We start from the raw sequence: 22,863 nt of genomic DNA, 5'->3' as shown, positions 1-22,863 counted from the left end.
GTGTATTAATTTTCATAAAAAAATGCAGTTAATTTAACTGCATTTTTTAATATATTATTTTTCTAATGTCCAGCCTGCTTTTTGTAAGCTTTCTTTGGTTTTATCCAATGATAATTTCTTTACATCACCGCTTGAACCTGTTACAGGCAGTAATCCCTTTGATATTACTGTTTTTAATGTTTCTTCATCTGTTGGTATAATAATCGTTTCTACAATCTTATCTCCGTTTTCTTCTGCCTTATATGTAATACCCTTAATATTTTTATAAGTCTCTTTTGATTCTTCGACTACTTTTTTTAACTGTTTGATTTGGCTGCTGCTGAAATTTTTTGTATTTATTGTAGATGTTTGGGTTAATTTTGTGATTGTATCACCTTCTGCATCTGCAACCATTTTTACTTCTACACCATTTGAATTTAAATTAAATGTTGCTGATTGTGGTTCTGCACCGCATCCGGTCATCATAAATACAAGACCTAATGCCAGTACTACTTTTAGAAATTTTTTCATTTTTTCGTTCTCCCTATTTTATTATTTCTTATTAATTAAATCGTAATATATAGTATGAAATTTGTCAATTTATTTTTTAATATGTTATTTTAAATTTCTATATATCTTTATGTAAACTTTATTTTGTTTGATTAAATAATCATTTTGTTATATTAACACTTGTGCTGGTAATTGGCAGTAATTTCGTCGATATTGCTTGCCTTATATTTCTTGATTAGTTAGGCTAGTAATTTTTTAACGTATTTAATTTACTTTTTTCTAATTTTTATTTTACACTTTTAATATTTTTATAAGTTTTTTTGATTACTTTATTTAGTAAATCAAGCTGATATGTAATATATTGCTTAGTGTTTATCTTAAAAGTATGAACGATTTTTGTTATTTAATCCTCTTCTGTTTCGATAAACAATTTTACATCCGCACCGTTTGAATTTAAAGTAAATGTTATATATTGTAATTCTGCACCGCATCGAGTCGTAATAAATACAAGATCTGATACTTACATAATAATTTTATAAATTTTTTATGATTTATTTCCTTATTTAATAATTTAATTGTAAGAATATTATAACAAATATTTTATACTTATTTATTTTGCTGTTATAAAAGATAAAAATAGTGTCATAAAATGTAATACATATTGAAATATTTATATAAATACTTCTTAAAATAAGATAATGATTTAAGATATTTATTTTAAAATAAGGTATGGAATTTGTTGATTTATACGGAAATTTATTAATAAAATAAAAATAAATCATTAAAGTAAACTATTAGTTGATTTTATTAACTGAAATTAACTTTAAATCCATTGTTTATATTTTCTTTACAAATATAATAATATTAAGAGGTGAATAAAATGAAAGAAATAAATATTTCAAATATATTGATTAGAAAACGTAGAGAAAAGAAGCTAACGCAGGAAGATGTTGCAAATTATATGGGAGTTTCCAAGGCTTCGGTTTCTAAATGGGAAACCGGAGGAAGCTATCCGGATATAGAATTCCTTCCCAAACTTGCTACATTTTATAACATTTCTTTGGATGAATTACTTGGCTATAATCCTAATCTCACAAAAGAAGAGATAAGAAAGATTTACCATAGTTTAGCTGAGGACTTTGCAAAAAATGATTTTAATACTGTCTTTAATAAATGTGATGAAATAATAAAAGAATACTATTCATGTTTTCCTTTACTGCTTCAAATGGTACTTTTATTAATAAATCATTATACATTAGCCGGCAGTGAAGAAAAATCTCAAAAAGTAATCAATACTATTTTAGAATTATTGAAAAGAATAAAAAGTGAATGTGAAGATATTTCTATAGTAAAACAAAGTGTTATTTTGGAAGCGAATATATATTTAATGACCGGAAAACCCGAACAAGTTATAGAACTTTTAGGAGAAGATATTGTTCCCACAGCTAACAGTGATTCCCTTATATCAAGAGCTTATGAGCTTATGGGAAATTATGATAAGGCAAAAGAAATCACACAAATAACAGTATTTCAAAATTTGATGGACTTGGTTGGGAATATGCTGGTATACCTTTCTTTAAATAATGATAATAAAGAAGTTTTCGAAGAAACATTAGAAAGGCTTGAAAGATTAAATGAAGCTTATCATATAAATCGCTTAAATCCAAATTCTATGATACAAGTTTACTATGCTGCTGCAAAATTATATATGGGTTTTGATGACCCTGACAAAGCAATTAAAATAATCAGAAAATATAAAGATGTAGCTGTAAAAGATTTCTTCCCTTGTACGTTACATGGAGATGATTATTTTAACATGATTGACGCTTGGTTTAAAGATTTCGATTTGGGGGAAAATGCTCCGAGAAGTGAAAAAGCTATTAAAGACGATTTAGTAAATGTAATTGACATGGATTCTGATTTTGAAAGGCTAAAAGAAAAAAAAGAATTTCAAAATATAGTTAATGAACTAAAAATAAATTTAGGAGATAATTAAAATGAATACAATCAGTAATATAGGCGAATATTTACCATTTTTGATCCCGATTATAATTATAGAATTGGTTCTTATGATAACGGCATTGGTGCATGTACTTAGACATGATAACTATAAAATTTTAAACAGACCTGTTTGGGTTATTATAGTATTATTTATTCAAATAATAGGTCCTGTGGTTTACTTTGTTTTTGGAAGAAGTGACGAATAGATGAATAGTTTAATAATAGAAAATTTATCAAAGAGTTTTGGTTCCAATAAAATAATAGACAATATATCTTTTTCTGTGCAGGAAGGATCAATCTTTGGCTTTTTGGGGGAAAACGGAGCCGGAAAGACAACTACAATGAAGATGATTTTGGGTTTACTTAAAAAAGATGACGGGATAATCAAAGTTTGCGGAGAAGAAGTTTATTACGGAGAAACCAAAACGAATAAATACATCGGTTATTTGCCCGATGTCCCCGCTTTTTACGGATATATGAGACCTACGGAATACCTTAAATTATGCGGCGAAATAACGGGGATGGATAGTAAAATATTAAAGAATAGAATTGAGGAAATATTAAATCTCGTAGGACTGGAAAATAATAATAAAAAAATAGGTGGTTTTTCGAGGGGAATGAAACAGCGCCTCGGTATAGCTCAGGCACTATTAAATGAACCAAAGCTATTGATTTGCGATGAACCTACATCTGCACTTGATCCCGTGGGAAGAAAAGAGATATTAGATATTCTCTTAAAGATAAAAGGAAAAAGCACCGTTATCTTTTCAACACATATTTTATCCGATGTTGAAAAGATATGTGACAGTATAGCAATCCTTCATAAAGGCAATATCGCTCTTAGCGGTGAAGTTGAGAAATTAAAGCAAGGTAAACGAAAAGATGTTTTGTCCATAGAATTTATAGAAGAAACTGATTTAGATAAATTTATGATGTTTGAAAAGATACTTAATTATAAAGAGCATATCAATGTGGAAGGAAAAAATGTTTTAATTTCATCAAATAATATAAATAAAGTACAAAGGTATGTGCTTTATGAACTGGGGAAAGAAAATATACTTCCAGCTAAAATCGAAATATTAGAGCCTACTTTAGAAAATCTATTTATGGAGGTGGTAAAATGAAAAGTTTTATGGCCTTTACTAAAAAAGAATTTTTGGAGCTTTTTAGGACATATAAAATACTTATAATTGCGGCAGTATTCTTGGTATTTTCCATGATGAACCCTGTAATTGCTAAACTGACTCCGCTGCTTGTTGAAAATTTTATGCCTGAAGGAATGAATATGACGATACCGGAGCCGGGTGCGATTGATTCATGGATGCAGTTTTATAAAAATCTGCCTTTGTGTCTTATAGTTTTTGTAATTGTATTTTCCGGGATTTTGACTGTCGAGATAAGTAACGGTACTCTCATAAATATGCTGACTAAAGGTTTAAGCAGAACAAATGTTATAATTTCTAAATTATTAACTATGATAATAATGTGGACTTTTTCATATATACTATATTTTGTGGTTACTTATATTTATACGATTTATCTTTTTCCTGAAAGTATAAATAATATTATATATGCTGCTTTGATGTACTATATATTTGGAATATTTATAATATCTGTTATGATATTTGCAAGCAGTATGTTTAATGGCAATTATGGTGTATTGTTGTTTACCGGGGGAGTAACTGTGGTATTATTCCTTATTAATATAATTCCTAAGATACAAAGATATAATCCCTTGAAACTAATCAATGATAATATGTCACTACTGCAAAACAAATTATCGGTTGGAGATTTTAAATTTGCTTTAATAACATTAACTGTTATGTGCATTGTATTTATTATTTCGGCAGTACCTATATTTAATAAAAAACAAATATAAAAATAAGCCTTAAAAAAGGCTTATTTTTTAATATTTTACTTGACATATCTGTTATAACTGTATATACTGTATATATACAGAAAACGAGGTGAGGATATTGGATATAATTATAAGTAATGTCGACGATAAACCAATATATGAACAAATTTATACACAAATCAAGAATTTGATTGTCTCGGGTAAAGTAAAGGAAGGAGATCCTCTTCCTTCTATCAGAAGTCTTGCTAAAGATTTAAGGATAAGTGTAATAACCACAAAAAGGGCATATGATGAACTTGAAAAAGACGGATATATTTATACTTTAAAGGCTAAGGGCTCTTTTGTTAATAAGAAGAACACTAAACTTATCAAAGAAGAAAACCTTAAGAAAATAGAAGAATATATCAAAGAGATAATCATACTTTCAAAGGTGTGTGATCTTGATACTGAAGAATTATTTGAAATGTTTAAGCTTATGGCGGAGGAATAGAAATGAATGCTATTGAAATAAATAACTTGACTAAAGAATATAAAGATTTTAAATTGGATGATATAAGTCTTGCTTTACCAAGCGGATATATAATGGGGCTTATTGGTGAGAATGGTGCAGGGAAGAGTACGACGATAAAACTATTATTAAATGCTATAAATGCTGATAAAGGACAAATCAACATTTTAGGAAAAAGTAATAAAGATAACTTTAAAGCTACCAAAGAGGATATCGGTGTCGTTTTGGATGAAGCTCATTTTCCCGAAGGTGTAAACGCGAAGCAAGTCAATGTGATAATGCGAAATACTTATAAAAACTGGGATGAAAAAGTATTCTTTGAATATATAAATAAATTTTCATTACCTCTTAAAAAAAGTTTTAAGGATTTTTCCAGAGGTATGAAAATGAAGCTTATGATCGCTGTTGCACTTTCCCATGACGCAAAGTTACTAATTTTAGATGAAGCTACGAGCGGACTTGACCCTATAGTAAGAGATGAAATACTGGATTTGTTTTACGATTTTACAAGAGACGAAAGTCACTCGATCTTAATTTCTTCACATATCGTTTCCGACCTTGAAAAGTTATGTGATTATATAGCATTTCTTCATAAAGGAAAATTATTATTTGTGGAAGAAAAGGATATTCTTCTTGAAAATTATAGGATACTGAAATGCAGTAATGCAGAATTCGACGATGTTGATAGAGATGCAATAAAAGGTTTGAGAAGAACAGATTACGGAGTAGAGGCTTTGGTTATAAAGGATATGGTAAACCCTGCTTTTAAACTCGAAAAGCCGAATATTGAAGATATTATTGTATTTATGGCTAAGGAGGTTAAATAAATGAAAGGTCTGATTATTAAAGATTTATATGAGCTTATAAAGCAATGCAGGTTTGTACTTTTATTGTGTTTGATTTATATGATAATATCCATAATGGGTGAAAGCTCGACATTTTTCTTGGCTTTTGCAATAGTATTTATCTCAATGCTTCCTATTACCGTTATGGCTTATGATGAAAAAAGCAAGTGGGATAGTTATGCTATCACGATGCCTTATACGAGAAAAGAAATGGTTTTAAGCAAGTATATATTATCTCTAATTGGTATATTTTCTATGAGTATATTATATTTAATACTCAGGGGAGGAACATTTTTGATTATTGACGGCAACTTATCGATGTTACCGGAAATGATTACTTCTATGCTTCCTATGATATTGGTCGCGATACTATTCAGTTCCGTAAATTTTCCGATTATATTCAAATTCGGAGCTGAAAAGGGAAGACTTGCAATGATAATCCTTTGTGCTTTAGTAGGAGGGATATTCGGAGCTACGGCTGCCGGTGCAGAAGAGAGCGGAGATATCTTTGTTAGGATATTTCCCAGTATACCAAATATAGTATATCCTATTGCAGCAGTGGTTTTACTTATGGTTTCATTTTTGATTTCGGTAAAAGTATATGAAAAAAGAGAATTATAAAACTTTAAAGACATCTTAATAAGGTGTCTTTTTTATGGGGCACTACGCCTCACTGCGTGAGATTTCGCGCCCCATAGTCAACTTGCAATAAAGTATGGATTTTAAAATTAACTCATGATAAAATCTAAATACTATAATAAAGGAGAGAGAATATGAAAATATATAATATAAACAAGAATAATAAAAATATTTCCGTTATCGAAAGTGAGGATATACTTATAAATGATGTTGATTCCGGACTGGACTTTGCTATGGAAGTTTCAAATATGACGGGAATAAGTAATATAATCATAAATAAAGAAGCTGTTGATGATATCCTTTTTGATTTGAAGAATAAAATACTTGGGGAATTACTTCAAAAATATATCAATTATAATATAAAGTTTGCTGTAATAGGAGATTTTTCAAAGTTCAAAAGTAAGGCTTTGAATGATTTTATATATGAGAGCAACAATGGCAGAAATTTCTTTTTCTTAGAAGATATTAATACTGCCGTTGAAAAGATGACTGAATAATCTTCAAGCGTAAACATGGATTATAAGAGATATATTGTAATAATTGTAACGTTTTATTAGAAAATAAAATATAATGATACAAAATAATAAAAATATTAATTAAAATTAGCACTCTCCTCTTGACAGTGCTAAAGAAAAGTGGTATATTATACTTGAACAAAGAGGAGGACCTTTCAAAAAAGATTCAAATCCAAGTAGTTCAAAATTTGGGAAACATTTAATATGATAGGAGGAATGACTTATGATGTTACCTAGAATTTTGTCAGAAAGCTTATTTGATGATTTAATGGACTTTCCTTTAGAAAAAGATTTCTTTGACGGTAAAAATCCTTTATACGGAAAACATGAAAAGAACCTTATGAAGACCGATGTCAGAGAAAAAGACAATAATTATGAAGTAGATATTGATTTACCGGGTTTTAAAAAAGACCAAATTTCAGCTGAATTAAAAGACGGATATCTAACAATCAGTGCCAGTAAAGACCTTGACAAGGAAGAAAAAGACAAAGAAGGAAAGTACATCAGAAGAGAACGATACAGCGGTTCCTGTGCCAGAAGCTTTTATGTGGGAAGTGATGTCAAGGAAGATGAAATCAGTGCTAAATTTGAAGACGGAATATTAAAAATAGTTATCCCTAAGAAAGATGTAAAAGAAATAGAAGGAAAACGAATGATTTCGATCGAGGGATAATATACAAATAGAAAGGACTGTCCTTTGACAGTCCTTTTATTATTCTTTATTTATAAGGGTGATACCAATACATATCAGAGATAAACTTAGAAGTTTAATACTGTCTCCGGTATTCATTTTACCCATTACATTTAGTACAAATGTACCTACGGAGAGTGCAAATCCGACACATTTAAAAATAAGCATTATAGTATCTTTTATATTTGATTTTTTTATTTCATTTTGAGTATCGTTTCCTGAGTTACTTCCAAGCAATTTATTGGGGTCGATATCCAATATTTCCGATAATTTCGGTATCAATGATATATCGGGATAAGAAAGCCCTCTTTCCCATTTTGATACTGCTTTATCCGTTATATTTAATTTATTCGCAAGTTCCTGTTGAGTCATGTTTTTTTCTTTTCTCAGACTGCTTATAAGCCTGCCCATTTCGTTGTCCATTTTAATGCTCCTTTATCTTTGTTTAATTATATTATAAATTATCATTAAAATAAAGGATATCCATACAAAGTAGAAATTGGTAAACCTATGGTTTAGTTCCTATTTATAAAAAAGAAATCCTTATTTGTAAGGATTTCTCAAGGTCATTATTCAAAAATCTTATCTTGTTCTCGTCTTAATTTTACGACAAGAGAATCTTCATCGAGTATAACATCATCGTATGTTACTACTTCGCCTTTTTTAACATCTTTTGCCATAACCGTATTTGAATTTATAAGTCCTATGGGAAGAGCATTAAATTCTTTTGCGATTTCTCTTTTATCTATTGTACCATAAGTAGAAAATCCGCCGATACCATCGATTTTTTCACCTTTCTTAAGGTCTTTTTTAGCAACCGTTATCGTTTCGCATACCAAACCTTTCATAGGAACTATTGTATTTGCTTTGTCCAGTACTGCTCTTGCTATTGTAAGAGGTGTTTCCATTCCGCATAAATGATAAGGTCTGTATAATACATAGTTCGGACCGTCACCTATTCTTAGATATTGAAGTTCGTGATGAACGAATTCAAGGTCTGTTGAGATTATGCAGAATACTCCGGGAGCGATTCCGTTTACCCATTCCACAACTCCGTAATTATTTAAAATACCACCTTCTTCTTTTAAAGATAATATTTTAACCAATTCTTTTATATCGCTCTTTGGTCCGTGACCTCCTCTTACATCCGGAACGAGCCCTGTAGAGTTTGCCATACAGCAAAGTTCAACCATATTTTTTGTTCCGTCCGAGAATGAACACTGCATTTTAGGACTAACGCCTCTGCTTATTGCGTAATCTCTTATACTGTCAGGTGTACATGAGTGATCTACTTCATTGTTTTTACCCTTTCCAATGACTTTGATATCGAATGCTAACGCTTCGCAGAAATCAAACATTTCCTTTACTGCACCCGGTTCGTCTCCGGCACTTCCTGTATAGATAACACCTGCTTTATCCGCTTTTTGTTTTAGTATAGGTCCCACTACCACGTCTGCTTCAACGTCAAGCATTACGATATGCTTTCCGTTATTTATCGTATCTATAGCTATTTCTGCCCCGATATCCGTAAAACCCGTAGCGTCAACTACTGCGTCTGTGCCTTCTACGAATGAAGCTATGCTTTTATCCTCGCTGACAACGATTTTACCTTTATTGATAGCGTCGTTTGCTTGTGATAATTTGTTTGTTATTATGTAGTCATCTTTTGTGATATTTGATTTTGTGAATGCGTATAAAACTTTATCTACATCTATATCACAAATAACGGAAGGTGTCATTCCCTTCATTTTATAAAGCTGACTTATCAATCCTCTTCCCATTTGTCCTGCACCTACAATACCTACTCTTATAGGTTTGTTATTTTCTTGCAGTTCTTTTAATCTGTAATTCATACCTAGCATAAATTTGTTTCCTCTTTCCTCTTAAACTTTTTACAAATCCCCTCAAATTTGTACATATTTAAGCAGGATAATTATAACACCATATTTTATAATTATACAAATTTTAATTAAATTCTAATTAATATGATATATGATAATGCTTTTAAAATAAGCAAAATTTCACTATCTATAAAAAATAAACTTTTGTAATAAATATTGATATTAAAGGGACATTGACATATAATATAATAGTTAAAAAATAGCATTAAAAGGAAACTTATTTATGGAAAATAATAAAAAGAATAAAAGTAAGATTATCGTCATTTCGATTGTAGCTGCTATCGTGATTGTAACAAATCTGCTTACTTTTTTAATAACATCTTCATGTAATCTTGCAATAGGGAATAAAGTTTTAATAAATACGCCTAGCATTACTAGTGCTAAGAATATCACAAAGTTGGTTTCTCTTGAAAAATTACTAAAGGAAGATTACTATACAAATTTAGACGAACAAAAATTATGGGATTATGCGTTTAAGGGGTTATATGCGGGGACAGGAGATCCGTACTCCACTTATTATACCGAAGAAGAATTTACTTCTTATACCGAAGGATTTGACAGTGATTATTCCGGTGTCGGTATACAAATAATGAATAATGAAAACAGTCAAGTAATAGTCGATTCTGTATTTCAAGGCTCCCCCGCGGAAAAATCGGGTATGAAAGCAGGGGATATAATAATAAAAGTAGATGATATGGATACCACAAAAGCTTCAACTTCGGATGTTTCTAAAAAATTAAGAGGTAAAACACATACAAAGGTAACGGTTACCGTTCTTAGAGATAAAAAAGAAATAACTATGGAAATCACCAGAGACAATATTGATATGAAGAGGGTCTCAGGTAAAATGATAGGTGATTTGGGTTATATAAAAATAACTGAATTTACCGATAAAGTCGGAAAACAATTTACCAATTATTATAATGATTATACCAATAAGAATATGAAAGGTCTTATTATCGACTTGAGAGATAATCCCGGCGGACTTGTAAACGAAGCTACCGAAATAGCTAATTTATTATTAAAAGAAAACAGTACTATTATTTCTACGACGAACAAATCCGGAAAGACTCAGACGGTAAAAGATACGACGAGTGAATATGCTAAAGTTCCAATTGTTGTATTAATAAATGAAAATTCTGCCTCATCTTCGGAAATTTTATCTTGTGCATTACAGGATAATAAAATGGCTACGATAATGGGCGTTAAATCATACGGAAAAGGAATAATCCAAGAGGTGAAATCTCTACTTGACGGTTCGGGCGTTACCATAACTTCCGATGAGTACGTTAGCCCTTCCGGACATAAAATTCATAAAAAAGGTATTACGCCTGATGAAACAGTAAAACTTGATAGTAAGAAATCATTAAATCAATTATCTGATAAAGAAGATAATCAACTACAAAGCGCTATAAAATATTTAAAACAAAATATAAAATAATAAAAGGAGCAAGAATATGGGATACAAATATGTAATATTCGATCTGGACGGAACAATCGTTGATTCACAGCTTGGAAGCTGCAAGGGATTTCAAGGGGCACTTAAAGCGTACGGCGTGGAAGAAAGCTTGGAAAACATTAAAAAATTGCTGGGACCTCCTCTTTCAAAGACTATCATTACAAAATACGGTTTTAGTGAAGAAGACGGAAAAGCAGCTATGAAACTTCATTTTGAATATTTGAAAACCAAAGGTATATTTGACGCTGAGTATTACGATGGGATGTTTGAAATGCTGGATAAGTTAAAGGAAAATGGTATAAAAATTGCGATAGCAACCAATAAACCCGAAGAAATATCCATAAAACAATTAGAACATTTAAAATTGAAAGACTATTTTGATTTTATTGTCGGAAATAATGAAGCACAAAATAGAGGAACAAAAGCAGAATTTATTAAAATGGCAATGGACGCTATAGGTGTAGAGGATAAAAAAGAAGCAGTAATGGTAGGGGACAGATATAATGACCTTGAAGGCGGAGTTGAAAATGGACTTGATACCATAGGTGTTACTTACGGATATGGATCAGTAGAGGAAATCGAAGGATGTAATCCTACTCATATCGCTAAAACTCCTTTGGATATTGCCGATATTGTATTAGGATAGGTAGATATTATGGGATATAAATATATAGTATTTGATTTAGACGGAACAATATTAGACTCACATGAAGGAATATGTATATGCTTTCAGCAAGCACTTAAATCAGCCGGTATTGATGAAAGTATTAATAATATAAGAAAACTTTTAGGACCTCCCCTTTCAAGAACCATTATTACAAAATATGGTTTAAGTGAAGAAGAAGGGGCTGCTGCAATGAAAATACATATGAAGAGACTCAAAGAAAAGGGAATATATGAATGTAAAATTTACAAAGGTATTCCAAAGCTTTTAAAGACTCTTAAAGAGAATGGTATCAAAATGGCGATAGCTACTAATAAGCCCGAAGAACCTTCTATTTTACAGCTTGAACATTTTGATTTAGCTCAGTATTTTGAAATCATTATCGGTAATGATTATACTCAAACGAGAGGTACAAAAGGCGACTTTATCAGAATGACACTTGAACATATGGGTGTAGAAGATAAAAAAGAAGCAGTAATGGTAGGGGACAGATATAATGACCTTGAAGGCGGAGTAGAAAACGGACTCGATACTATAGGTGTTACTTACGGATACGGCTCCAAAGATGAAATCGATAAGTGTAACCCTACTCATATTACGGATACGCCGCTTGGTATACTCGATATAGTTTTGTAAAAGAATAAAAAGACCGATTATCGGTCTTTTTTATTCTTGTTTTGTGTTACATTCAGGGCAGACATAATGAATATTTAAGTCATATGATGTTATGTTATCTACCGAGTGCTCTTCTATTATTTTATCAAAATCTTTTATAACGATATCTTTTAATTTACCGCATTCATCACAAATAAGATGGTCGTGATTATTTATATTTTTATCAAATCTGTCCGGAGCGTTATGTATTTCAACTTTTCTTATTTCGCCGTCTCTGACCATTAGATTTAAATTTCTATATATCGTTCCAATAGCGATATTGGGCATTTCTCTTTTTGCCGATTCATATATTTCTTCTGCTGATAAATGTTCTTTGGAATTTGTAATGATACTATAAATAAGCCTTCTTTGTTTAGTCATATTTATATACCTCACTATTTTTGTTTATATTATTATAACATATACAAACCTCTGCATACAATATATTTCTTAGCATTATTATAGGGAATAGATATAAATTTATTTTTTATGTATTAATTATATTAAAATTTTATTAAAAAAAATAACATGACACAGATAAACAAAGTTTTTTATGGAAAAGCTTTATTATTCTATAAAAGGAAATAAGGTGACGAAGTGTTAAGTGGAATTTTTAAAAATAAAGCGTTTATTTTAGCGTGTTTACTTATATTTAATTTTTCTATTCCAATAAGTATAAAAAACCATATAGATGAAAAAACTAAAAATGCAGCTATATATAAAGATATTTTAAAACAAAGTGTTGCGGTGATGAATGATAATGCGGCAAAAGAAGAAAAAAAAGGAAGTTCTTATGGCTTTACAAAAAACATACTTGTATCTGCACTCCCTTTTTTACATTTAAATGAGACAGGCTATGAAGAAGTTAAAATAAAAAAGGATACGACAAACGATACAAAGGATGATACATCTAAACTGGTAGCAGCCAAGAAGAAGATGAATGACAGCACAGCTACCGACAATAAAGCGACAAATAAGCCGCTTGTTTTGATATATCACACCCATGCCACTGAATCTTTTAAAGATAAAACGAATAAAGGGACGTATCGTTCAAGGAATAATAATGAAAATATGGTTGCGGTCGGTAAGGAAATGGTTGACGTACTTAAAAATGAATATGGTATAGAAAGTATTCACGATACATCTCAGCATGATTACCCGAGTTATAACGCCGCTTATGATAATTCTTTAAAGAGTGCGGAGAAAATATTAAAAGATAATCCGAGTATAAAATACGTCTTTGATATACATAGAGATGGTCTTCCATCTTCAAATAATAATATGAAATATAAAGCAAAAGTAGGAAGCACAAATGTTGCTAAGGTGATGATAGTGTTAGGTATGGATCATAAAAATTCCGGCAAGAATTTAAAATTTGCCGATAAAGTAAATAATCAGTTTGACAAAATGTACCCTTCGATTTGTCTCGGGGTTACCAAAAGGGAACCTTATAGGTACAACCAGTGGTTAAGCAGCAATAGTATACTTTTTGAAGTAGGCAGTAATCTTAATAATCTGCAGGATTCGAAAAATACTGCTAAACTTATGGGACGAGTTATCGGTGAAGTAATAAAAAAAGATATGAAAGGTAAATAATGCATAGAAGAAGAAATATATCTTTACCTATTATGATTTGTTTACTGATTATGATAATCACTTTTGCCGGATATTTGGTGTATGATTTAACCGATATGTACTATGATACTTATGAAAATACAAATTCCAATTTGCTTGTAGAAAATAATAATGAAACGGATAAAGTTTTAAATGTTTTCGGATATGAATTTAAAGTTCCCGATTTAGAGGTTTTCACTAAATAATAACCTGTGAAAGCCTCTATTTTATTTCATTTTTTTGCCATTTTTATTTTTAAAATAAAGTTTATTTTTGTTGACATAGTTTGAATAAATCAGTATAATTATACTGATAAAAAAATACTGATATATAAGAAGGGAGCCTATACATAAAATGAAAAAATACTCTATATCAAAACAGGCATTACAGAGATTACCTTCTTATTTAAACTATCTGAACTGGGCAAAAAGAGAAAATGTTAAAAATATATCTTCTCCTACTATTGCAAGCGACTTAAAGCTCAATGAAGTTCAGGTAAGAAAAGATTTGGCAGCAATAAGTTCTACCGGCGGTAAACCAAGACTTGGATATAATGTTGATACTCTTATTTCAGATATCAAAGTATTTCTCGGTTATGATGAAACCGATAAGGCAGTGCTGATCGGTGCGGGGCAGCTGGGAAGAGCGCTTCTATCTTATAACGGTTATGAAGATTATGGGCTTGAAATCGTCGCGGCATTCGATGTTGATGATGCAGTGGTCGGTAAGAAATTTAAAGGGAAGCCTATTTATCATATCGATATGCTTGATAGAGTATGTAAGAAAAATAATATACATATAGGGATTATAACCGTTTCGGCAGAAAACGCACAGGAAGCTTGTGATAAGCTCGTAGAGTGCGGGATATTGGCTATTTGGAATTTTGCACCTTGTCATTTGGTGGTTCCTGATAATATCCTCGTCCAGCATGAGAATACTGCGGCTTCACTTGCATTTTTATCGATGCATCTTAGAGAAAAGATGAAAAATGAAAAAGAATAATAATCAATATTATTTTTAAATTGATTAATTATTAAATATTCATTGTAATGTTTTAGGTATTATTATATAATTATTATATATAATACCAAATAAAATCCTTTATTTATAAAGGGTTTGGTAATTTATTGTTTATAAAAGTTTGGTAATACACCGGCTTATATATATAAGTTCATAGCCTTGCCTTTGCTATGATAAAAAAAGGTTTTATTTTAGGAGGAAAAAATATGGCAAAAAAAGTAGTTTTAGCAGGCGCTTGCCGTACTGCAATTGGTACAATGGGTGGGACTTTAAGTACGACTCCTGCCAGAAAATTAGGTTCAATCGTAATCAAAGAAGCTTTAAAAAGAGCGAATGTACCGGCTGACCAAGTTGATCAAGTATATATGGGTTGCGTAATCCAAGCTGGTTTAGGTCAAAACGTAGCAAGACAAGCGTCTATCGATGCAGGTTTACCTATCGAAGTACCTGCTGTTACAATCAATGTAGTTTGCGGTTCAGGTCTTAACTGTGTAAACATGGCTGCTCAAATGATTAATGCAGGTGATGCTGATATCGTAGTAGCCGGCGGTATGGAAAACATGTCAATGGCTCCATATGCTGATATGAACGGTCGTTACGGACATAGAATGAATAATGCAACATTAGTTGATACAATGGTTAATGATGCATTATGGGATGCATTCAACGGATATCACATGATTCAAACAGCAGATAATATTTGTGTTGATGAAAGATGGAATCTTTCAAGAGAAGAATTAGATGAATTTGCAGCAGCTAGTCAACAAAAAGCAGTTGCAGCACAAGAAGCAGGAAAATTCGATGATGAAATCGTTCCTGTAGAAGTTAAAAAGAGAAAAGAAACAATCATATTTAATAAAGATGAAGGACCTCGTCCCGGAACAACTCCTGAAACATTAGCTAAACTTAGACCAATCAATAAAGACGGAAAAGTTACAGCAGGTAACGCTTCAGGTATTAATGACGGAGCAGCTGCAATAGTTGTTATGAGCGAAGAAAAAGCTAAAGAATTAGGTGTTACACCTATGGCTACATGGACTGCAGGTGCACTTGCAGGTGTTGACCCAACAATCATGGGTATCGGACCTGTTGCTGCAACAAAGAAAGTTTTAGCTAAAACCGGCATGAAAGTTGAAGACTTCGATTTAATCGAAGCTAACGAAGCTTTTGCTGCTCAATCAGTTGCTGTTGGTAAAGATTTAGGATTTGATTTATCTAAATTAAATGTTAACGGCGGAGCTATAGCTCTTGGTCATCCTGTTGGTGCTTCAGGTTGTCGTATCCTTGTAACATTATTACATGAAATGCAAAAACAAGATGCTAAAAAAGGTTTAGCTACACTTTGTATCGGTGGTGGTATGGGTTGTGCTACTATCGTTGAAAGAGACTAATTTAAATTAGTAATTAATTTTAAGGAGATATTAAATAATGGGTTTTGTTAAGTATGAACAAGAAGGTTTTGTAGGTATCGTTACTATTGATCGTCCAAAAGCTTTAAATGCTTTAAATGAAGAAGTATTAAAAGATTTGGAAGCTGCATTTGACGCTATTGATTTAGATACTACAAGAGCAGTAGTTGTAACAGGTGCAGGTAAATCATTTGTTGCAGGCGCTGATATTGGAGCTATGAGCACAATGACAGCGGAAGAAGGCGAAGCTTTCGGTAAATTCGGTAATGATATTTTTAGAAAGATTGAAACATTCCCACTTCCGGTTATTGCAGCAATCAACGGTTTTGCACTTGGCGGCGGAAATGAATTGGCAATGAGCTGCGATATAAGAATTTGTTCTGATAAAGCTGTATTCGGTCAGCCTGAAGTAGGTCTTGGTATCACACCGGGATTTGGCGGAACACAAAGACTCGGCAGAATAATCGGTATCGGTATGGCTAAAGAATTAGTATATGCGGGATATAACATCAAAGCTGATAAAGCTTTAGAAGTAGGTTTAGTAAACGCTGTTTACTCACCTGAAGAATTGATGCCTGCAGCTATGAAATTAGCAGGAAAGATCGCAAAACAAGCTCCTATTGCAGTAAGAAACTGTAAAAAGGCTATGAACGACGGTCTACAAGTAGATATGGATCAAGCTATAGTAGTTGAAGAAAAATTATTCGGCGATTGCTTCAACAGTGAAGATCAAAAAGCCGGTATGAAAGCATTCCTTGAAAAAGGTAAAGCAGAATTCCAAAACAAATAGTTTATAAATAAGTAAAAATAGTCTAGGATCATTCCTAGACTATAAATAATAATTAATACGGAGGATAAGAATGAAAGTAGGTATTATTGGTGCTGGCGCAATGGGTTCAGGTATTGCTCAAGCATTCGCACAAACAGAAGGTTATGAAGTTTGCTTATGTGATATTAATGAAGAATTTGCAGCAAACGGTAAAAAAAGAATCGAAACAGGTTTAAACAAAAGAGTAGCAAGAGGCAAGATGGAACAAGCCAAAGCTGACGAAATCTTAGGAAAAATCACAACAGGTGTTAAAGATATTTGCGGTGACTGCGATTTGATCGTAGAAGCTGTACTTGAAGTTATGTCTATCAAACAAGACACATTCAAAGAATTAGATAAAATTTGTAAAGAAGATTGTATCTTCGCTACAAACACTTCATCACTTTCTGTTACAGAAATTGGAGCAGGTGTAAACAGACCAATCATCGGTATGCACTTCTTCAATCCAGCTCCTGTAATGAAATTGGTAGAAGTTATCGCAGGTTTAAATACTCCGGCTGAAACAGTGGATAAAATTAAGAAAATTTCTGAAGAAATCGGTAAAACTCCGGTAGAAGTTGCTGAAGCTCCTGGCTTTGTAGTAAACAGAATCTTAATTCCTATGATTAATGAAGCTATCGGTATTTACGCTGAAGGCGTTGCCAGTGTAGAAGGTATTGACGCGGCTATGAAACTTGGTGCTAACCATCCAATGGGACCTTTAGCATTAGGTGATATGATTGGCCTTGATATTTGCTTAGCAATTATGAATGTACTTTTCACTGAAACTGGTGACCCTAAATATCGTCCACACACATTACTTAAGAAAATGGTACGTGGCGGTCAATTAGGTCAAAAATCTGGCAAAGGATTTTATGATTATAAATAGGAGGATTCAAAACAAATGGATTTTACATTAAGTAAAGAGCATGAAATGGCGAGAACTCTTTTCAGAGAATTCGCTGAAACAGAAGTAAAACCTCTAGCTCAAGAGGTAGATGAAACAGAAGTTTTCCCTAGTGAAACTGTTGCAAAAATGCAAAAATTAGGATTCCTTGGAATTCCTATGCCTAAAGAATACGGCGGACAAGGCTGTGACTCTCTAACATATGCTATATGTGTTGAAGAATTATCAAGAGTATGCGGTACTACAGGCGTTATCGTTTCAGCACATACATCATTAGGTGCTGGTCCGATCGAAAAATTTGGTACACCGGAACAAAAAGAAAAATATTTAAGACCACTTATCAGTGGCGAAAAACTTGGTGCATTCGGTTTAACTGAACCAAACGCAGGTACAGACGCATCAGGGCAACAAACAAAAGCCGTTTTAGACGGAGATGAATATGTACTTAACGGATCAAAAATCTTTATCACAAACGGTAAAGAAGCTGATACATATGTAATATTTGCAATGACTGATAAGTCTAAAGGTACAAAAGGTATCTCTGCATTTATCGTAGAAAAGGGAACACCTGGTTTCACTTTTGGTACAAAAGAAAAGAAAATGGGTATCAGAGGTTCTTCTACATATGAATTAATCTTTACAGATTGCAGAATTCCTAAAGAAAACCTTCTTGGTCAAGAAGGTAGAGGATTTGGTATTGCTATGCAAACTCTTGATGGCGGTAGAATCGGTATTGCATGTCAGGCTCTTGGTTTAGCTCAAGGTGCTTTAGATGCTACAATCGAATTCGTTAAAGAAAGAAAACAATTCGGAAGACCTATCGCTAAATTCCAAAATACACAATTCCAAATTGCTGATATGGCAACACAAGTAGAAGCTGCTAGAATGTTAGTATACAAAGCTGCTATTGCTAAGGATACTCAAAAGAGATTCTCTGTTGAAGCTGCTATGGCTAAATTATATGCTGCTGAAGTTGCTATGGATGTTACTACTAAAGCTGTTCAACTTCACGGTGGATATGGTTACACAAGAGAATATGACGTTGAACGTATGATGAGAGACGCTAAGATTACTGAAATCTATGAAGGTACTTCAGAAGTACAAAGAATGGTAATCTCAGGAAGCTTATTATAATAAGAGGAAAAGGAGAGAAGTATAGTGAAAATTGTAGTTTGCGCTAAGCAAGTTCCAGATACAAATGAAGTTAGAATTGATCAAAAAACAGGTACTCTAATCAGAGAAGGCGTTCCTGCTATCATGAACCCAGACGATAAAGCCGGTCTTGAAGCTGCACTTCAAATCAAAGATAAAACTGGCGCAGAAGTAACTGTTATTACAATGGGTCTTCCTGCTGCAGAAGAAATCTTAAGAGAAGCTTTTGCTATGGGAGCTGATAAAGGTGTATTAGTAACAGACAGACCATTCGGTGGAGCTGATACTCTTGCAACATCAAATACATTAGCTGCTGCTATCAAAACATTGGATTACGATTTAATCATTGCCGGTAGACAAGCTATCGACGGTGATACAGCTCAGGTTGGACCACAAATTGCGGAACATTTAGATATCCCTAACATTTCTTATGTTCAAAAAGTTGTTGAAGTAACAGATGACAGCATCACAGTTGAAAGACAATACGATGACGGTTATCATGTAGAAAAAGCTCAAATGCCTTGCCTAATCACAGCTCTTGGCGATTTAAACAAAGCAAGATATATGACACCGGGCGGAATTTTTGATGCATTCAAGAAAGACATCCAAATCATTACAAGAAAAGATGTTGATATTGAAGATGAAAAAATCGGTAAAGCCGGTTCTCCTACAAACGTTGCTAAATCATTCCCTAAAGCTGTTAAAGCTGCAGGTGAAAAGGTTGAATTAGATGCTGATGCAGCTTCTGAATACCTTGTAGGAAAATTAAAGGAAAAACATATTATCTAATTAATTAGGAAAGGAAATTGAAATAATGAGTTTTGAAGAATATAAAGGCGTATTTGTCTTCGCGCAACAAGTTGATGGTGTAATCAACAATGTTGCTTTAGAATTAACAAGTGAAGCTACAAAGCTTGCTGCTGCTTTAAAAACAGACGTTACAGCTGTTCTTTTAGGTAAAGACGTAAAAGGATTAGCTGACGAATTAGCTAAATATGGTGCAGATAAAGTATTAGTAGTAGATGATCCTGCTTTAGAAACATATACAACTGAACCATATGCACACGCTATGGATGAAATAATTAAAAATTACAAACCTGACATCGTACTTTACGGTGCTACAGCAATCGGTAGAGATTTAGCTCCTAGAGTATCTGCAAGAGTTGCTACAGGCTTAACAGCTGACTGTACAGTTCTTGAAATCGATGAATTTAAAAATGCACTAGGTAACGTAAACAAAGGTTACGAAGGTAAACTTTTCTTAAACGCTACAAGACCTGCATTCGGTGGTAACTTAATGGCAACAATCGTTTGTCCTGATAACAAACCACAAATGGCTACAGTAAGACCTGGCGTTATGCAAAAAATCGAACCAAAAGATGTAAAAGCTAACGTAGAAGAAGTAAAAGTTGACTTTGCTAAAAACAACAAATGCGTAGAAGTATTAGAAGTTGTTAAAGCTGTAAAAGATAAAGTTGATATTTCTGAAGCTAAGATTTTAGTATCAGGCGGACGTGGTGTTGGCAGTGCTGAAAACTTCAAGTTATTGGAAGATTTAGCTGAAGCTATCGGCGGTGAAGTTTCTGCTTCAAGAGCTTGTGTTGACGCAGGTTGGGTAGCTAAAGATATCCAAGTAGGTCAAACAGGTAAAACAGTTAGACCTAACGTTTACTTTGCTATCGGTATTTCAGGTGCTATTCAACATGCTGCAGGTATGGAAGAATCTGATCTTATCATTGCGATAAATAAAGATGAATCTGCTCCTATTTTCAGCTTTGCTGATTATGGTGTAGTTGGCGATTTAAATAAAATAGTTCCATTATTAACAGAAGCTATTAAAAACGCTTAATATAATCATAAAATCATATAATGAAAAGTAGAAATACTTTTCAGGAAAAGAGGGGTATCTTAGGATGCTCCTTTTTCATAATGGAGGATATATGGATATAAAACAAGAACATAATATATCTCAGGTACAGGTATTATCTCAGGCTCAGGTAATGTCACTAAGTCTTTTAAGTATGGATAATTTGGAGTTGAGTGAATTTTTATATAAGGAATATCTTGAAAATCCTCTTCTTGAGACTAAAAGTGAGAATAATGATGATATCACTTTTGATATAAAAAATATGGATATCCCCAGTACCAGGCAGCATTCCAAAGAAAATATAAATTATCTGGAAACTGAAAACACTGATGAAATTGATATTAAACATTTGATATTATATCAATTGAACTTTAATGATTATTCTAAAAGAGAATTAAAAATTATGGAATTTTTAATCGATTGTCTTGATGATAACGGATATTTTAATTACGATTTAAAAGAGATAGCTGTAATTTCCGGATATAAAGTTGATGAAATAAATAAATGTTTTAATATTTTAAAAGAATTAGAGCCTTATGGAATATTTTCCAGGGATTTAAAAGAATGTTTACTTGTTCAGGTAAAGAAAAATAATATATATGACAAAAATGTAGAAACAATTATTAGTAATTATTTGAATGAAGTGTCTGTGGATAATGTAAGTAAAATTTCCAAAGAACTAAAACTTAGCAGATTGGAAGTCAGAAAATATATTTATGCGATAAAGTGTTTAAATCCAAAACCGCTTATGAATATAAAACTTTCAAAACCTGATTATATAAATCCTGATATTATAATAACTTATGAAAATAATAATTGGAATATAGAATTAAACGATAACTGGATAAATAATTATTATATCAGTGATTATTATTTAAAGCTTATTGATATCAGTGAAGATAAAGAATTAAAAGAGTATTTTAAAGAAAAATTATCTAAATGCAGATTTATTTTAAATTGTATAGAGCAGAGAAGGAATACGATTTTAAATATTACAAAAGTCGTAATAAGCAGACAAGAAAAATATTTCCGAGGAAATGGGAAAATCATGTCGATGACTTTAAGTGAAATTGCGGATGAAATTGATATGAATGTTTCAACTGTGAGCAGAGCTGTGAAAAACAAGTATATAAGTACTCCTATTGGGATTGTAAACATGAGAAATTTGTTTTCTTCTTATAATTCTTATGGTGGGAATATTGACCTAACTTCAGAGGATGTAAAACAGAAGATAAAAGAGATAATATATGAGGAAAATAAGAAAAAGCCTTACAGTGATGATGAGATCGTTAATATATTAAATAACAAAAATATAACTATTTCCAGAAGGACTGTAAGTAAATATAGGAAAGAATTAAATATCCCAACTTCATATAATAGGAGAGAATAAAAGGAAGTAAATTAATAAAATATTACTTCCTTTTTATATTTATATAATTTTTGTTACTATGTATCCTTCATCGGTTATAATTTTTTTTATAATTGGTTCGTCAATCTCTTCTTTCATTAAGATATCTATTGAATTATTATAAAGATTCACCTTAGCCCATATACCATCCATTTCATTAAATTTATTTTCGAGTCTAATTGCATCATTTCTGCAAGATATACTTTTAATTTTAATAAGCCTTTCGTATTTATAATTATTTTTATTTTTATCTTTTACTTCTACTTTTTTTATCATCTCATACTTGTTATCAGTACATTCTGATGTAAGTTTTATTGCGTAATTTTTTATAAATACTATACCTGATAGTATTAAAATAACGAATATAATAAATCGTATCATTGATAATTACCTTACCTTTTTATCCATTTATTAATATAATATGGATAAATTATAATTTTTGTTATAGTTTTAT

The 22,863-nt window shown here is 31.8% G+C and carries 27 protein-coding genes; 22 read left to right on the top strand and 5 right to left on the bottom strand.

What is annotated here, in order from left to right; translation table 11 throughout:
- Positions 1–54 precede the first annotated feature (54 nt).
- Positions 55–510, bottom strand: coding sequence for a DUF1307 domain-containing protein (locus Q0516_RS05785; protein WP_257480622.1), 456 nt, complete (start codon positions 508–510; stop codon positions 55–57).
- Positions 511–1,369: 859 nt separating this feature from the next.
- On the opposite strand from Q0516_RS05785, the gene Q0516_RS05780 reads away from it, so the two are divergent.
- The 9 genes from Q0516_RS05780 (at position 1,370) to Q0516_RS05740 (ending at position 7,528) form a co-directional block, all read left to right on the top strand.
- Entirely contained in the window at positions 1,370–2,485 is a 1,116-nt protein-coding gene (locus tag Q0516_RS05780; protein WP_294464236.1) for a helix-turn-helix transcriptional regulator, read from the top strand.
- 1 nt (position 2,486) lies between these two features.
- Positions 2,487–2,696, top strand: a complete 210-nt coding sequence (locus tag Q0516_RS05775) for a PLD nuclease N-terminal domain-containing protein (RefSeq protein ID WP_257480624.1) — start codon at positions 2,487–2,489, stop codon at positions 2,694–2,696.
- Positions 2,697–3,614 (top strand): ABC transporter ATP-binding protein, encoded by a 918-nt coding sequence (locus tag Q0516_RS05770; RefSeq protein WP_257480625.1) that lies wholly within the window; start codon positions 2,697–2,699, stop codon positions 3,612–3,614.
- On the top strand, positions 3,611–4,369 hold the full coding sequence (locus Q0516_RS05765; RefSeq protein WP_257480626.1) for an ABC transporter permease: 759 nt from the start codon (positions 3,611–3,613) through the stop codon (positions 4,367–4,369). Before Q0516_RS05770 ends, Q0516_RS05765 begins: the two co-directional genes overlap by 4 nt.
- A 97-nt stretch (positions 4,370–4,466) precedes the next feature.
- Positions 4,467–4,838 (top strand): GntR family transcriptional regulator, encoded by a 372-nt coding sequence (locus Q0516_RS05760; protein ID WP_257480627.1) that lies wholly within the window; start codon positions 4,467–4,469, stop codon positions 4,836–4,838.
- Positions 4,839–4,840: 2 nt separating this feature from the next.
- Positions 4,841–5,683, top strand: a complete 843-nt coding sequence (locus Q0516_RS05755; RefSeq protein WP_294464221.1) for an ABC transporter ATP-binding protein — start codon at positions 4,841–4,843, stop codon at positions 5,681–5,683.
- Positions 5,684–6,322 (top strand): ABC-2 transporter permease, encoded by a 639-nt coding sequence (locus Q0516_RS05750; protein ID WP_294464218.1) that lies wholly within the window; start codon positions 5,684–5,686, stop codon positions 6,320–6,322. It begins immediately after the preceding gene.
- A 152-nt stretch (positions 6,323–6,474) separates the two neighbouring features.
- The gene (locus tag Q0516_RS05745) at positions 6,475–6,837 is read left to right on the top strand and encodes a DUF4180 domain-containing protein (RefSeq protein ID WP_294464216.1); all 363 of its coding nucleotides are present in this window, start codon (positions 6,475–6,477) and stop codon (positions 6,835–6,837) included.
- Positions 6,838–7,078: 241 nt separating this feature from the next.
- Entirely contained in the window at positions 7,079–7,528 is a 450-nt protein-coding gene (locus Q0516_RS05740) for an Hsp20/alpha crystallin family protein (RefSeq protein WP_294464214.1), read from the top strand.
- A gap of 39 nt (positions 7,529–7,567) precedes the next feature.
- Here the strand turns inward: Q0516_RS05740 and Q0516_RS05735 are convergent, their stop codons facing one another.
- Entirely contained in the window at positions 7,568–7,969 is a 402-nt protein-coding gene (locus Q0516_RS05735; protein WP_257480632.1) for a helix-turn-helix transcriptional regulator, read from the bottom strand.
- A 146-nt stretch (positions 7,970–8,115) separates the two neighbouring features.
- The gene (locus tag Q0516_RS05730) at positions 8,116–9,408 is read right to left on the bottom strand and encodes an NAD(P)H-dependent oxidoreductase (protein ID WP_294464207.1); all 1,293 of its coding nucleotides are present in this window, start codon (positions 9,406–9,408) and stop codon (positions 8,116–8,118) included.
- 262 nt (positions 9,409–9,670) lie between these two features.
- On the opposite strand from Q0516_RS05730, the gene Q0516_RS05725 reads away from it, so the two are divergent.
- From Q0516_RS05725 to Q0516_RS05715, 3 genes are read left to right on the top strand one after another with little or no spacing between them, the layout of a single operon-like run.
- Positions 9,671–10,888 (top strand): S41 family peptidase, encoded by a 1,218-nt coding sequence (locus Q0516_RS05725; RefSeq protein WP_294464205.1) that lies wholly within the window; start codon positions 9,671–9,673, stop codon positions 10,886–10,888.
- Positions 10,889–10,904: 16 nt separating this feature from the next.
- The gene (locus Q0516_RS05720) at positions 10,905–11,552 is read left to right on the top strand and encodes an HAD-IA family hydrolase (RefSeq protein ID WP_294464202.1); all 648 of its coding nucleotides are present in this window, start codon (positions 10,905–10,907) and stop codon (positions 11,550–11,552) included.
- A gap of 9 nt (positions 11,553–11,561) precedes the next feature.
- Positions 11,562–12,206 (top strand): HAD hydrolase-like protein, encoded by a 645-nt coding sequence (locus Q0516_RS05715; RefSeq protein ID WP_294464199.1) that lies wholly within the window; start codon positions 11,562–11,564, stop codon positions 12,204–12,206.
- Positions 12,207–12,236: 30 nt separating this feature from the next.
- Here the strand turns inward: Q0516_RS05715 and Q0516_RS05710 are convergent, their stop codons facing one another.
- Positions 12,237–12,605: a Fur family transcriptional regulator gene (locus tag Q0516_RS05710; RefSeq protein WP_117531622.1), complete on the bottom strand. Its 369-nt coding sequence runs from the start codon at positions 12,603–12,605 to the stop codon at positions 12,237–12,239.
- Between the two features lie 216 nt (positions 12,606–12,821).
- Here Q0516_RS05710 and Q0516_RS05705 point away from each other — a divergent pair, with 216 nt between their 5' ends.
- The 10 genes from Q0516_RS05705 (at position 12,822) to rpoN (ending at position 22,391) form a co-directional block, all read left to right on the top strand.
- On the top strand, positions 12,822–13,820 hold the full coding sequence (locus Q0516_RS05705; protein WP_294464196.1) for a stage II sporulation protein P: 999 nt from the start codon (positions 12,822–12,824) through the stop codon (positions 13,818–13,820).
- Positions 13,820–14,044, top strand: coding sequence for a hypothetical protein (locus tag Q0516_RS05700; protein ID WP_007049994.1), 225 nt, complete (start codon positions 13,820–13,822; stop codon positions 14,042–14,044). The genes Q0516_RS05705 and Q0516_RS05700 overlap by 1 nt, the downstream gene beginning before the upstream one ends.
- Positions 14,045–14,192: 148 nt before the next feature.
- Positions 14,193–14,840 carry a redox-sensing transcriptional repressor Rex gene (locus tag Q0516_RS05695; protein ID WP_294464189.1) on the top strand — a complete coding sequence of 216 codons (648 nt, stop codon included), beginning with the start codon at positions 14,193–14,195 and terminating at the stop codon, positions 14,838–14,840.
- A gap of 224 nt (positions 14,841–15,064) precedes the next feature.
- Positions 15,065–16,249: an acetyl-CoA C-acetyltransferase gene (locus Q0516_RS05690; RefSeq protein WP_294464187.1), complete on the top strand. Its 1,185-nt coding sequence runs from the start codon at positions 15,065–15,067 to the stop codon at positions 16,247–16,249.
- Between the two features lie 37 nt (positions 16,250–16,286).
- Complete coding sequence (locus tag Q0516_RS05685) at positions 16,287–17,057, top strand: enoyl-CoA hydratase-related protein (protein WP_007049991.1); 771 nt, start codon at positions 16,287–16,289, stop codon at positions 17,055–17,057.
- A gap of 70 nt (positions 17,058–17,127) precedes the next feature.
- Entirely contained in the window at positions 17,128–17,964 is an 837-nt protein-coding gene (locus tag Q0516_RS05680; protein WP_257480641.1) for a 3-hydroxyacyl-CoA dehydrogenase NAD-binding domain-containing protein, read from the top strand.
- 15 nt (positions 17,965–17,979) lie between these two features.
- A complete protein-coding gene (locus Q0516_RS05675) occupies positions 17,980–19,116 on the top strand; it encodes an acyl-CoA dehydrogenase (protein WP_257480642.1) in 1,137 nt (378 codons plus the stop codon).
- A 24-nt stretch (positions 19,117–19,140) separates the two neighbouring features.
- Positions 19,141–19,923: an electron transfer flavoprotein subunit beta/FixA family protein gene (locus tag Q0516_RS05670; RefSeq protein ID WP_007049988.1), complete on the top strand. Its 783-nt coding sequence runs from the start codon at positions 19,141–19,143 to the stop codon at positions 19,921–19,923.
- Between the two features lie 25 nt (positions 19,924–19,948).
- Positions 19,949–20,983: an electron transfer flavoprotein subunit alpha/FixB family protein gene (locus tag Q0516_RS05665; protein ID WP_257480643.1), complete on the top strand. Its 1,035-nt coding sequence runs from the start codon at positions 19,949–19,951 to the stop codon at positions 20,981–20,983.
- 91 nt (positions 20,984–21,074) lie between these two features.
- Positions 21,075–22,391 carry an RNA polymerase factor sigma-54 gene (rpoN, locus tag Q0516_RS05660; RefSeq protein ID WP_294464175.1) on the top strand — a complete coding sequence of 439 codons (1,317 nt, stop codon included), beginning with the start codon at positions 21,075–21,077 and terminating at the stop codon, positions 22,389–22,391.
- 39 nt (positions 22,392–22,430) lie between these two features.
- On the opposite strand, the gene Q0516_RS05655 is transcribed toward rpoN, so the two are convergent.
- Complete coding sequence (locus tag Q0516_RS05655; protein ID WP_294464139.1) at positions 22,431–22,790, bottom strand: heavy metal-associated domain-containing protein; 360 nt, start codon at positions 22,788–22,790, stop codon at positions 22,431–22,433.
- Positions 22,791–22,863: the final 73 nt, after the last annotated feature.

Origin of the sequence: uncultured Anaerofustis sp., from assembly GCF_938029165.1 — a bacterium.
In the GTDB taxonomy this organism is placed as follows: domain Bacteria; phylum Bacillota; class Clostridia; order Eubacteriales; family Anaerofustaceae; genus Anaerofustis.
The sequence above is the reverse complement of the archived record's forward strand: the minus strand, read 5'-3'. Positions and strand labels throughout refer to the sequence as shown.